Below are 13,536 nucleotides of genomic sequence, written 5' to 3' on the forward strand. Positions count from 1 at the left end.
AAGAAGTTGCGACGTTGCATCAACGCAGCTTGTTTTTCATGACTCATGTTAGACCTCTTCAATATCCGGTTTGCCATTAACGTACGACATTTTTACGGTAACGGACGCTGTCCATCGTGCCGAGTGCTTTCAGCAACTCAATGGTGCTGTAGTCGTTGGACTTCATAACGTTGTCCAGCTTCTGCACTTCACAGGTATAGTTATTGACCTCATCGTTGGAGAGCTCAATATCCATTGCCCGGTCCAGATAAGTTGACCCGGTCCCCATGGCCATCCGGAAAGTATTGTCGATAAAGCACTGACGGGTCACATCCAGATCAGCGATCGAATGCGCCAGTTCTTTAGCCCCGTTGAAGTTAATCGAATCTGTATCATCGGGGCTGGTAATACCGTACATCGTTCCCGAAGAGTCAATGGTCAAACCGTTGTAGTCCTGAGTTTGTGGCAAACCAACAGCATCGTAATCTTCAAAACCACCACCCAATGGGTTGATCATCTGAGCGTGGCAGGTTTGACACAAGCTGCCTGAAGTCTGGAACTCATACTTCTTACGGGCTGTCGCCAGGCCATTGTGTTCCTCAAGGTATTTTTCCCATTCGATTCTGGCCTGTTCACGGGCTTCATCGAAGTCATCACCGTTGAGTGATACACCGGTTGGCGGTGGAGGCACGTCATGACACATAAAGCGTTTACGTAAATAAACCGCTCTCAGGATTGGTCCGGTTTCCTGTTCATGAGCATGAACGGTCAGGAATGCGCCAGAAGTCACCAAGCCAGCACGGCTGTTGATGCCGGTCACTTTTTGCATGTTGTTACCGACCACGCCACCAAATCCATAGAAATCAGCCAGTGCCTTGTTGGCAAATGTGAAACTGCCGTCATAGAGTGCTGAGAATGGTTCACCTTGATCCAGTACCACATGATTGAAGACATCACGTATTTCCTGGGCCATGGCTTCACGTACTTCGGGGGTAAAGGTTGGGTACAAGTTGGGATCTTTGACCATATCCAATACCCGGTCCGTCCGCAGCCATTGTGCCGCAAAGTCACCAAAGTGTTTACGGGCACGATCAGTGGACAACAAGCGTTCCACTTGAGCGGATATTTGCTCATCAGTTTCCAGTCTTCCTTCTGCAGCTGCTTCCAGCAGAGTGTCGTCAGGTGTGGAACCTGTGAAGGTATAACTCAGATAGGAGGCCAATTGATAAGGTGTCAGGACATAAGCATTGCTGTCCAGTTCAACATCCGGCAGCGATGGTACGCTGACTTCGGCGGCTGAAATTTCCCATCGACTGATCGTCAGATCCTGCCCACCTTTGTATTCACCTTCCGCATCGACCTGTTTATTGATGACGGCAATGTACTGGTTACCGCTCAGGTCTTCAGTATGGAACTTATAGGTTTTCTCATAAGAGTGGTTGACTTCAACGGTTGCTATCGTCGTACCGTTAGACTCTATGGACATGGTCGGCCACAGGCCATTTTCGCTACTCTTCGAGCCTTTGACGGTTATCAGTACCAGGTCATCTCCGGTGAACGTTGCGTTGCTACCCTGTTGATTGTAAATCGCCAGAGTTTTTGTATTGCTGCTACTGATAATGGTTTGAATGGTGCCTGCCTGGTCATATACGGCATCGCCGTCACCGCCACCGCCATTTTCAACATCGCTTACGGAAATACCGGTTTCATCGCGATAGAGGAACTGTGGTGAGGTTAGTGCAGTTTTAAGAGCAAGGCCGATTCCATCATAAACGTTGCCGCCCGTGTAGTCTGCTGTGAACAATTCCTGATAGGCAATTGTCTCGTCTTCCGTGAGTGGTCGGCGGAACACTTTGGGCAGATAGTTTTCCACAAAGTTGGCGGCACAGGCATTGTCGTCATCGAAAGCAGAGCAGTTGATGATGCCTTCAAAGTTCTGTTCTGCCAATTTGTTGACGACCTTGGTAATGATCAGATCATAAGAATGTAACGCACCATTATCGATATTCGCCATGAGGTTATTGGAGAAACCGTCAATCATATTATCGGCTGGAATGGCATCGTAGGTACTTTGTCCCAAATCTGTCAGCAGATCGATTCCTGTCAGATCTTCAATAGAGTTCGAAAACTCGTTTCGAGTCAGCACTCTCAACATGCGAGGGCCGTAGTTGATATCGCAGGACAGCTCGCCACCAGGACCACCAGTGTTACCGTCATCCCACGTGCGGATATAGGCCGCGATGTCAGTTGCACAGGTGCCAGTACAGTTAGCGGCATTACCTTTGGGCATGGCATCGTTGATAAAGTTTGCCAGGGCCTGATTGTTGCTGCCGTAACTGGTTTTGGACGGATCTATTTTGATATTGCCTTGTCCAGTAGAGCCATGGCATCCAGCACATTGTGTGTCATACAGAGATTTACCGGATGCAGCATCGCCACCTGACGATCCGCCGCCGTCTCCAGAACCGCCGTCGCCAGAGCCACCATCACCAGAACCGCCGTCACCGGAACCACCATCACCACCGTCTCCTGATCCGTTGTCTGTCCAACTGCGAATATAGGCACTGATGTTGACTGCACAGGTACCCGTACAGTTAGCGGCGTTACCTCTCGGCATGACGTCATTGATAAAGTCTGTCAGTGACTGGCTGTTACTGCCATAAACAGATTTGGAGGAGTCAATTTTGATGCTGCCTTGGCCTTCCACGCCGTGACAACCAATACACTGGGTCTCGTACAATGATTTTCCTGTCGAGATGTCACCGGTTGAGCCATCACCACCGTCACCACCAGAGCCACCGTCGCCGCCATCACCACCAGAGCCATTGTCAGTACTGATTGGGTCACAACCAATGGCTTCTGTTGACACGACGAGGTCATCCATCCACACCTCAGCGCTGTTGCCACTGAAGCTATGGAAACCAAACATGACATAGTTGAACTTATCGCTCATCCAGTCTTTGCCCAGAGCGCCGTTATTCCAGTCTGCTCCGGAAGTAATGGAATGGACCAGTTCTCCATCGACCCACATACGTACTTCGTCATAGCTTGTATCGGCGTACAAGGCGGTCTCGACGCAATACCAGGTGTTTGGCATTAACGCTTTACCGGACTCCCACTGGCTGGCTATAGGCGCAATGTTATCGGTTGGAACGTCGTTAGTACCGAGAACTCCTTTGATCTGACCGATCCGCACTTCGTTATTGGCATCCTGGGTTTTCTTGATGCCCATTATGTGTTCATGGTTGTCGCCTGGAACATTACCCATTTGCTTGTTCATGCGGACAAAGGCACGCATATGCAGATGATCGGTCCCGGCCGGCAACTCGCGCACCAGCTGGGTCATACTGCCTTTAAAGTGAATGGAGTGTGTGCCACTGTAGGCGACTGAATCATCAACCAGGGCATAGGTGCCATAGTCTTTGGTGTTGGTCGTGTTGTAGTTATAACTCAGGAAGTTATCCCAATTGGCTGGCTGTCCATCGACGTCAGTGTTTTCAAAGGTTTCGCTGAACAATACGCCCGACGTTGAACCGCCGTTATCTCCGCCATTGTTGCCGCCGTTATCTCCACCGTTGTCGCCACCTGAGTCACCGCTCCAGGTGCGAATATAGGCAGCGATATCGGTTGCACAATCGCCAACACAGGCACTTGCATTGCCTATGGGCATGGCATCATTGATAAAGTTTTCCAGAGACTGACTACTGCTGCCATAAGCGGATTTGGTTGGGTCGATTTTGATATTGCCCTGACCTTCAGTGCCGTGACAGCGTTGACAGGTAGACTCGTACAATGATTGGCCATTGCTGGCGTCACCGCCGGAAGAACCGCCGTTATCACCACCATTGTCTCCACCGTTATCACCACCATTGTCGCCACCGTTATCACCACCTGAGTCACCGCTCCAGGTGCGAATATAGGCAGCGATATCGGTTGCACAATCGCCAACACAGGCACTTGCGTTGCCTATGGGCATGACATCATTGATAAAGTCTTTTAGAGATTGGTTGCTGCTGCCATAAACGGATTTGGTTGGGTCGATTTTGATATTGCCCTGGCCTTCAGTGCCGTGACAGCGCTGGCAGGTAGACTCGTACAACGTTTCGCCATTGCTGGCATCACCGCCGTTATCACCACCGTTGTCACCGCCACTATCACCACCGTTGTCGTTTACATCGCAACCAATTGGTTGAGTAGAGACAACAATGTCATCCATCCAGACATCTGTAGAGATGCTGCTGAGATTGTGAAACCCGAACATCACGTAGTTAAATTTATCGCTCGCCCAGTCACTGGGTAACGCATCGTTATTCCAGTCAGCTCCAGACGTGATGGAGTGGACCAGCTCACCATCCACCCACATATACAATTCGTCATAGCTTGTATCAGCATAAACGGCGCTTTCTATGCAATACCATTTTCCCGGTACCAGAGGGGAACTTGAACCCCAGTGGTCAAACGTTGGGGACAGATTGCCAGAAGGTACCACGCTGGTTCCCAGCGTACCCTGGACCTGGCCGATGCGGATTTCGTCGTAACCATCCTGGGTATTTTTAATACCCATGATGTGTTCCTGACTGTAATTCCGGGTGCCACCCATTTGGTCACTGAGTTTTACAAATGCACGCATGTGCAGGCGGTCAGTTCCTGCAGGCAGGGCGCGAATGATTTGCGTCTCGCTGCCTTTGAAATGAATGGCATGATCACCGGTGTGTGCGTCACCTGCCTCTACCAGTGCATAGTTGGTGGCATCGGGAGTATTGTTAGCATTGTAAATGTAACCAAGAAAGTTATCCCAATCTTCAGGTTGAGCATTTACACCGACTTGCTCGAAGTCTTCACTGTAAATGACCGGGCTGGAGTGGGTAGCCAACGCGGCAGAAAGTGTAGCATCTGTCAGTGTCGCGGAATTGATGCTCAGTAATTTAGGGTCAAGACTCGCATACTGCACGTTTGCCACTTCGCTATTAAGCGAAGTGTTGGTGTTCGACGATCTGGTTTGATCAGATTCGTCGCTCCCACATGCCTGTAGCAGAGTCAGAGAGGCAGCCACAATGGTTAGGCTGCTAATATATCGGATCCAGTACATATTGATTTCCTGATCTTGTTTTATAAGAAAACCGGTCGGGGCAGCCAGAAAATAACAGCAGGATTGATAACAGGATGATTAAAAAAACCTATCCTGTAACGACTCAATACATTTCTCTTAAGCTACGTCTTTATTAAAAAACATAATCTAAATTAAATGTAAATCGCACTTTTTAGCCGTATTTTGGTGGAAAAGATGCTTTAAAAATTGAATAAAAACGGTGTTTTTTTGTGGACAGATGACTCTCTGTATTTGAGTTTTTTACAGCTAACATATTATTTTTTTGAGTGCAATTTATAGAATAAAAATTAAAAATTTTTCATTTGTTTTTTCAGGTTTGGTGCGGTTTTTTTATATGAAAGTTGTGAACAGCCACGCAGTTATCTGACTTGGTTTTGATGGCTTGGTTCTAGCTGTTAACGATTGTGTTTCAACGCCTTCGGCTATGAAGTGCTTTCAAGAGAGGGGTTGTTAAATTTAGCGTCATATGTTTTCAAAGCATCTCCGTGTCGTTTTAGTACGTTAGGCTTATCGGAAGGATGCGGGTTTGAACGGATACCCTGGCATAGGTTGGTACGTCAGAGTTTGAAATATAACAGTGAGTGCGGGTTTTGTTTCAGTTTTTTCAGGGTTAATCGGTTTGGTTTTTATAATAACTTTCTAATTTACTGATAAAACGGATTGCATGTCATATTTTGAGTAAGTTGATGTTGAAAAAAGTCGGGGTCAAAGGACTTTGGCGGTGCTTTGAAATCAGGTTGTTTCTTGGTAAAACCTGAAAAAACTGAAAATGTGTGTTTCAGGCATTGAAATTTCAAAGTCAGTTGAGCAACTGCATTGTCATAATCAGGTGATTAAGAATCGATCTTTTTTAAGGTTGGAAGGGAGGTTCGTTACCAAACGAATTACGATTGGTAACGAACTGTCAGTGGTATTGATCAGTTGTGAACCGATATAAAAATTGGATTGGAATAGAACCACAGATCTGCGTAATTACGATTGTTAACATCTTCGTAATATTTCAGATAGTCGTCCATGGTCATAACCACTTTTTCAGAACGCTGTGGTTCGCCATTAACGGTTAGTCCTTCGACGTTGTAATCCAGGTTGGAACCACGAAGGCGCAGATATTGGTCTTTTTCTGCAGTGAAGGTATACGTCATCACATAGAAGCCTTCATTGTCCTGATACCAGTCTGAGGCGGTAAATGACTTTGCGACATGAGTACTGTCATTGTGATCGTTGTCGTAGGCTGCGGTGCCATGCACTGCTTTTTTACCTACGTCTCCCACGATCAGATCGATGTGATGCACTCCTGGATTTGCACTGTTATAGTTTTCATCATTTACCACTTGTTCGCGGTTATTGGTTTCCGGCACTTTGAAGCGGACGGTAACGGTAACGACTTCTCCTTGAGCGACGGACAGGTTGCCACCCATGGTTGTGGATGTACCGTTGTGATCCTGAAGGCTAAAATCGAGTGCGTTGATCAGATCTCCAAAGACCGAAAAAGTGTTGCCACTACGAAGTGCAGACAATAGGGTTTTGCTGTCGAGGTGGTCTCTTTTTTGTCCTTCTATCCAAGTATAGTTTTTAGCGTACTCACCAGGATAGTAACCACTGGCATAAGGAATGCGCGTCTTAAAGTGATGGTCCGAGTTGGCGGTGTTCCATATTTTCCGCCCTTCACCCAGAAGTGCATCCCACCAGCCGCCGAGTTCCGATACCACGGGATCAACGCCGCCATGAACACCATCTGCACTGGATGAACCGTAATCACCACGTTCGCCATTAAACTGATTTCCCACCATGCCTTCCGCCAGGAAAAAGACGTCGGGAGCGGCATCATTCAGCTCGCGGATATCCTTGATGGTGTAGCTGTTGGCGTAACGGCGAGGGTGATTCAACATGCCGTAGCTGCTGTCAGGGAACTTTTCTTCCAACCAGGCCAGCGCTGCCAATGCGTCTTCATGAGTGGCGTTCTGACGAACGATACCTTTGTCTTTCCAAGCCTGAAGGTCGGCTTCAGAAAAGTCGCTGTCGTTGTTTTTGTAGCTGAAACGGTATTCAAATTCTTTAATGGCGGCCAGCCGTTCTGCCTTATTGTTATCGTCCCAGAGAATGCCCACGTTGTAGTGTTCATGCGTTGGCATATCCCACTCAAATGTTGAGTAGATTAACTTATCCTGGTATTTGTCAGCCTGTAACGCGGCGACTCCAGGCAGTTCATATGTCGTTAGTGCATCGTAATACAATAATCCACCAACATCGTTGTCGTCGTTGTCCTGACTATTATTACGCATATGGTTGGAAATGCTGATGTAGTCCAACCCAAAATCATCAAAACCGTGGCTTAAAACATCTGCAAGGGGAGAGCGGGCATCCTGCGAGAGTGCTGTGTGCACATGCAGGTCACCGGTAACCCAGTAACCTTGACGGGCAGATCCGTTATCACTGCTATTGTCAGATGTTACTTGGTGCTTATCTTCAGTTCCGCAACTGCTCAATGCTGTGATTGCCATCAACAGTGGGACTACAACTATTCGATTCGTCATGAGTATACAGCCTGTCTTTATGTATGTTTCCGGACATTTATATCCATTGTTCGTGATCTAGGGTTTGATTGCTGTGTTAAATGTATCTGAGGCAATGGATAAAGGTCGTGCGTACCATAAAACGAAAATATGACAAATTAAGAACAGTTTTATGACAGATATTTTCCATATAAGAGTGGCCCGGAGAGTTGTTCGGATAACCTGTGGTGGTTGTTCACTGGGGTTGGCGGGATTGGCTGCGGTTGGTTACATTTGTTTAGGGGGGTCAAGGTGAATTGATAAAAAAATTTTCATCATAACTATTTTTTGATGAAGATGATGATGCAGATTCGTCCTATGAAGAAGCTGAGATTATAGAGCAAGCTGTGCCAGCTGCTAACATAACTGGTAGAGTTAAACCATGCCTGTGGTTAAATAACGTACCCAGTCATGGCGCTGTCGTTTCCCGGCATCCCTGGCCGCGTTCTGATAATCATAGGGGACTTTTATATGTTCAATCTTCCAACTCCCGGAAATTTTTTCAATCAATGCATAAGTGGCATGTGGCGCAAAATTCTGCATGGAGTGAAGAACGGGTTCATCATCGCTATAAGCGGGCAGACCAACACTACCGGGATTCACAATAAGCTGTTGTGTTGTGGTCATAACCATTCTGGGTATATGGGTATGACCGCATAAAATGACCTGAGAATGGTTGTCCTTCAGTAGTTCAATAATATCGCTGTCTGCACGTAGTTTTGGGTATCCGTCGCTAACGTCTTCGAGCAGATAAATCAGATCATCTGTTGGCGTGCCGTGGCAGAGATAAACCTCTTCCGTTAATTGCTGATCGAAAGGAAGTTGTCGCATCCACTCCAGAGGTTCTGGACCGAGATCCTGTAAAATAAATGCCATGGTCGGATTGTTACGAATGTCTTCTGCCGTAGACTCATAGATCTGCCTGTCCTGATTACCACGAATGGTTACCAATGAGTGCTGCATTAGCAATTCATAGGTGGCACGGGGTGCAACAGGGCCATAAAGAATGTCGCCCAGGTTAACGGTTATATCCACACTCCTTGTCTGTATATCATCCAAAGTGGCTTGTAAGGCATATACATTGCTGTGGATATCAGACAGTAGGGCGATTTTCATACAAAACCTTCTGAAGCGGGGAATTATTGCCTCATTTTGCCTAAAACCTTCGCTGCGAGCCAGTTTTGGTAGCATTGGAGCCATCGATGTTTTTCTAAGGAACCCCTATAAAGCTGATGGTATCTACCGTGTGGTTTAAAAGTATTGGTTGCTAATTTTAAATATGAAGGTAAACTTCACAGTTAAGCTTCATAAGTAACATAGTTCTGAATATGCCCCAGGATCTTGCGCATCAATTGGCGGTGGAATTAAGGCATCTGATTGCCCGTTCCCATCGGAAACTGAAAGAACAGGCCAACCTGGGAGATTTGAGCTGGACACAGGAACGGGTGTTGATTCATCTGTACCGACACGCGCCGGCCACGGTTTCTGACCTTGCTGTTTTGGAAGGTATGCGCTCACAGTCGATGGGTGCAACGGTTAACACGCTCAAACAGGCGGGGTATGTGATCGGCCAAAGTGATCCAAATGATGGTCGTAAAACCCTGTTGTATCTGTCCGACGAATTTAAACGACATATCAGGCAAAAACGCCTTGCCGGAGAAGAGTGGCTGGAGTCGCTGATTTCTCAACGCTTGACCGAGCGGGAGCAAAAGACACTGAAGAATTCCCTAAAAGCCTTTAAGAAGCTATTACAGGACGAGTAATTATCTGACCAGCCCGCCCCGGGCAGACCAGCAGATTCTCAGAATTCCCACGAGTGCCCGGCAGTTATTGGAAGCGGGTTATCACGTAGTGATCATCATTCTCTTGGATTGGCCTGAATGGTCAACGCCTGCCGTGTAGCGGGTGATAAATACAACTCCATCATTGCGGGATAGTGTGAAGTAACCTCAAAAAAAATGTTTGAGGTGTCATTTGAGGAGACGTCATTGAAACAGGCTTTCCGTTCTTTAGCGAATACGAATTATCGTCTCTGGGCGATAGGCGCCATCATATCCAATATCGGTACCTGGTTGCAGAGAACTGCACAGGACTGGATTGTGATTGCAGAATTGTCAGACAAGAATGCGTCTGCAGTCGGTATCGTGGTGGCATTACAGTTCTTACCACAGATTTTTTTATTACCCTTGACCGGTTGGGCAGCAGACCGGCTTGATCGCCGCAAGCTGTTGATTGCCACCCAGATTTTGATGGCCATCCTGGCACTGCTGCTGGGCAGCTTGGCGCTGTCCGGTCATATCCAGTTGTGGCAGGTATATGTCTGTGCATTGTTACTTGGGTGTGTTACAGCATTTGACGCCCCGGCCCGCCATGCTTTTGTCTCGGATCTGGTCAGTGAAGAGGATCTGCCCAATGCCGTGTCGCTCAATGCGTTGTCGTTCAATGCTGCCAGAATGATCGGGCCGGCCATTGCAGGTATCGTTATTGCCAGTCTGGGGTCTGGTTGGGGGTTTATCTCCAATGCCATATCATTCATCCCGGTGATTGCCATCATGATGATGCTGAAAGTGAAACCGTGTTGCGCAGGAGTAGAGACGGTCCAGGAAGGTCCGGAGTCTCGCCAAACACTGTTTGATGGTTTTCGCTATATCTGGAGCCACCCGGAAATGACCGTCACCCTGATGATGGTGTCTTTGATCAGTATGTTTGGTATGAATTTTCCGGTTTATCTGTCCGCCATGACCGTACATGTATTTACCGGTGGTTCTGAACAATATGGGTTGTTGACTTCTATTATGGCCATTGGTTCCATAACCGGCGCATTGGTAACTGCAATTCGTTTGAAACCGGATATGAGGTTTTTGACCGTATCCATGGGTGCTTTTGGAGTGACCTGTCTGGTGGCATCGGTCATGCCGGATTTCTGGATGTTCGCTGTTGCTTTGATTGCGGTAGGAACCACTGCACAACTGTTTACCACATCCTCAAACAGCCTGACCCAGATTTCCACTGATCGGAAATTGCGTGGCCGGGTGATGGCAATCTTCCTGAGTATTGCGCTTGGAGGAACCGCTTTGGGTGGTCCTATGGTGGGCTGGATTTCTGATAGCTATAGTCCGCGCTGGGCGATGGCAGTCAGTGGACTGGCGGCCATCGCAGCAACCCTGATAGGGGCATTGTTCCTGTATCGTCAGCAACTGACCAAGGTTGCTATCGCTGATAGTTCTGTGTCCTGATAGCCCTGAGTATCAGTAACATCGGATCTCTTTTCCAACATCTCTTCAATAATATGATTCCATGCCGGTTTTAATCGAACTGGCATGGTTCTTTGTATTTTAAGTCTTTATTGAAATGTTATATGGCTGTGTCATATGGCTGCCTTAAACCTGTGTCAGATTCCCTGATGTTGTATTTTCTAACTGACATCATCGGGAGAGGAGCAATGGGGTATAGTCGTCGTAAATTTATTCAGCAAAGTAGCCGAGGCGTTGTTGGTATCGGATTGTTAGGCACATCTGCATTGGGTATGTCACTGAGAGTGGGAGGTGGTCATCCTGAAATCGAACCAGGTGCTTTTAATTTTGGTGTTGCCAGTGGTGATCCTCGCCAGGACCGGGTAATTATCTGGACTCATTTTCAACCGACCGGACAAGGGAGCACAGCGGTACAATGGCAGATTGCACTGGACGAAGGCATGATAGATGTCGTTGCCGAAGGCATATTCATCACCAGTGAAGGCAGAGGGAATACCATCAAGGTCGATGTCAACGGATTGTTGCCAGGTACCACCTATTTTTATCAGTTCAGAGTGGGGAGAGCTTTTTCAGAGGTTGGGCGCACCCGGACAGCACCCGAAGGCGATATTGAGCTGGCCCGGTTTGCGGTTATTTCCTGTTCGAGTTATGCCCATGGTTACTTTAATGTTTATCGCATCTTGGCGGAGCGTGATGATCTTGATGGTGTTATCCATCTTGGGGATTACATTTATGAGTATGGCCAGGGTGAATATGACGAACGCTCATTACGCAACGAGCGCACGCTGACACCGGCGCATGAGCTGATTAACCTGACAGATTATCGTCGAAGATATGCATTGTATCGATTGGATACGGATCTACAGGCTGTGCACCGGCACCATCCCTTTATAACGGTTTGGGATGATCACGAATTCGCCAATGATGCCTTCCAGGATGGTGCGGAAAACCATAACGAAGGGGAGGGAGCATGGCGAGATCGTAAAGCCGCTGCCAGGCAGGCATATTTTGAATGGATGCCGATTCGGGAGCACCGTACCGGCGGTATCAGCCGGACTCTGCGTTATGGCGATCTGTTAGAACTGATCATGCTTGATACCCGGATTGAAGGGCGGGTGGCACAGCCCGGTGGGCCTGATCGTCAGTCTGAAGCACGGGATTTCAACCGAACTTTGCTGGGTTTTGAACAGGAGGCATGGTTGCAGCAACAGCTGTCCAGTACTACTGCACGCTGGAAGGTCATTGGTCAGCAGGTGATGATGGCTCAACGCTATTACATAAAATTGCCGGATTTGTTTGGTGGTGGTGCATCGCTATGGCTGGACTCCTGGGATGGATATGCCGCGACCCGGGACCGTCTGCTGACTCATATCCGTGATGAGGGAATTGATAACGTTGTGGTGTTGACCGGTGATGTTCACAGTTCGTTCGCGGCTGACCTTTCAGATAATCCGTATGATGCAAATAATTATGATCGCGACAGCGGGGCCGGTTCGCTGGCAGTGGAATTTGTGACGCCATCCATTACCTCTCCCGGCTTCCCGCCCGTGCTTGCTGAAACCGGAGCCGCCACCATTATGGCAGCCAGTCCTCATATCAAATATGCAGAATTACGTCGACATGGGTTTATACTCTTGACGCTGGATCGGGAACAGGCACGGTCGGACTGGTTTTATGTGGCGGATATTCTTCAACGGTCCACACAATATCGGTTGGCTTGCAGTTATCTCACTCGTGATAAAGAGAACTGCCTGGAGATTGCCTGAAGGTCGGTATAGCTGTGCAACGGTTCGGCGTTGTTTTTGGAGTGTATTTCGATGAAAGAATCTTTGAACCAAGTTTCAAAATACCTGAGTTTTCTGTTGCGTCATAAGCCTGATGAAATTGGCCTGACATTGGATGAATCCGGTTGGGCCTCTATTGATGAGCTGATTGAAAAGTCGGCATCGGTCAAGTTGACCAGAGAATTGATTACTGTTGTTGTAGAAACCAACGACAAACAGCGTTTTGCCATTGATGCCACTGGCTGTCGCATTCGAGCCAATCAAGGACATTCTATAGAGGTAAATCTGGCGTTACCGCCTATCGAGCCGCCCGAGTGGCTGTTGCATGGTACGGCCAGTCGTTTCGAATCTTCCATTCTGACGGATGGTCTGATTAGACAAAAACGACATCACGTGCATCTGACAGAGTCGGAAGTCGTGGCCAAGTCGGTTGGTGGGCGATACGGTAAGCCGGTTATCTTCAAAATTGCTGCTGGCTCTATGCATCAGGAAGGCTATCAGTTTTATAAAACGGTCAACAATGTCTGGCTGGTCTCTGATGTGCCGGCTCAGTTTTTGGAGAAATTGGTCCCGGACAAAGGGCGTGCTGAATGATGTGGGCGAAACAGATTGTTCTTCAGAGTTGTTTTTACTGAGTACGTAAAGAATCTCTGAAAACCAGCCTGTTTCCGAGCGAAGCATTGTCAGCTACGTCTGGAATCAATACCTTCTCAAGTTCCCTTTTATGCCAGAATAGTGCTGTTTTTCAAAGCTCCATGGGACTTTTTTGGGGCTCATCTTTTAAAGTTCTCTGGCTAACATTCGTGAATGAATATTTCTTAAATATTCAACATGATACCCATATCGCCAGGGATATC

7 protein-coding genes are annotated in these 13,536 nt (G+C 47.7%); 4 read left to right on the top strand and 3 right to left on the bottom strand.

Annotated features, from left to right (window positions below):
• Nucleotides 1-76: 76 nt before the first annotated feature.
• The 3 genes from ACQY6I_RS17735 to ACQY6I_RS17745 all read right to left on the bottom strand — a co-directional run bounded on the left by ACQY6I_RS17735 (nt 77) and on the right by ACQY6I_RS17745 (nt 8,757).
• Nucleotides 77-5,068, bottom strand: coding sequence for a DUF1592 domain-containing protein (locus ACQY6I_RS17735; RefSeq protein ID WP_428242841.1), 4,992 nt, complete (start codon nt 5,066-5,068; stop codon nt 77-79).
• A 938-nt stretch (nt 5,069-6,006) separates the two neighbouring features.
• Nucleotides 6,007-7,623, bottom strand: coding sequence for an S-layer protein (locus ACQY6I_RS17740; protein ID WP_428242842.1), 1,617 nt, complete (start codon nt 7,621-7,623; stop codon nt 6,007-6,009).
• A 393-nt stretch (nt 7,624-8,016) separates the two neighbouring features.
• The gene (locus ACQY6I_RS17745) at nt 8,017-8,757 is read right to left on the bottom strand and encodes a metallophosphoesterase family protein (RefSeq protein WP_428242843.1); all 741 of its coding nucleotides are present in this window, start codon (nt 8,755-8,757) and stop codon (nt 8,017-8,019) included.
• A gap of 212 nt (nt 8,758-8,969) precedes the next feature.
• Here ACQY6I_RS17745 and ACQY6I_RS17750 point away from each other — a divergent pair, with 212 nt between their 5' ends.
• From ACQY6I_RS17750 to ACQY6I_RS17765, 4 genes are all read left to right on the top strand, one after another.
• A complete protein-coding gene (locus tag ACQY6I_RS17750) occupies nt 8,970-9,404 on the top strand; it encodes a MarR family winged helix-turn-helix transcriptional regulator (RefSeq protein WP_428242844.1) in 435 nt (144 codons plus the stop codon).
• A 225-nt stretch (nt 9,405-9,629) separates the two neighbouring features.
• Complete coding sequence (locus ACQY6I_RS17755; RefSeq protein WP_428242845.1) at nt 9,630-10,877, top strand: MFS transporter; 1,248 nt, start codon at nt 9,630-9,632, stop codon at nt 10,875-10,877.
• Nucleotides 10,878-11,083: 206 nt separating this feature from the next.
• Nucleotides 11,084-12,661, top strand: a complete 1,578-nt coding sequence (locus tag ACQY6I_RS17760) for an alkaline phosphatase D family protein (RefSeq protein WP_428242846.1) — start codon at nt 11,084-11,086, stop codon at nt 12,659-12,661.
• Between the two features lie 51 nt (nt 12,662-12,712).
• Nucleotides 12,713-13,273 carry an RNA 2'-phosphotransferase gene (locus ACQY6I_RS17765; RefSeq protein WP_428242847.1) on the top strand — a complete coding sequence of 187 codons (561 nt, stop codon included), beginning with the start codon at nt 12,713-12,715 and terminating at the stop codon, nt 13,271-13,273.
• Nucleotides 13,274-13,536 lie beyond the last annotated feature (263 nt).

Source organism: Gynuella sp., from assembly GCF_050297175.1.
GTDB lineage: Bacteria > Pseudomonadota > Gammaproteobacteria > Pseudomonadales > Natronospirillaceae > Gynuella.

Coding starts and splice junctions, on each gene's coding strand:
- ACQY6I_RS17735 (WP_428242841.1), bottom strand. CDS start 5,068: ATGTACTGGATCCGATATATTAGCAGCCTAACCATTGTGGCTGCCTCT.
- ACQY6I_RS17740 (WP_428242842.1), bottom strand. CDS start 7,623: ATGACGAATCGAATAGTTGTAGTCCCACTGTTGATGGCAATCACAGCA.
- ACQY6I_RS17745 (WP_428242843.1), bottom strand. CDS start 8,757: ATGAAAATCGCCCTACTGTCTGATATCCACAGCAATGTATATGCCTTA.
- ACQY6I_RS17750 (WP_428242844.1), top strand. CDS start 8,970: ATGCCCCAGGATCTTGCGCATCAATTGGCGGTGGAATTAAGGCATCTG.
- ACQY6I_RS17760 (WP_428242846.1), top strand. CDS start 11,084: ATGGGGTATAGTCGTCGTAAATTTATTCAGCAAAGTAGCCGAGGCGTT.
- ACQY6I_RS17765 (WP_428242847.1), top strand. CDS start 12,713: ATGAAAGAATCTTTGAACCAAGTTTCAAAATACCTGAGTTTTCTGTTG.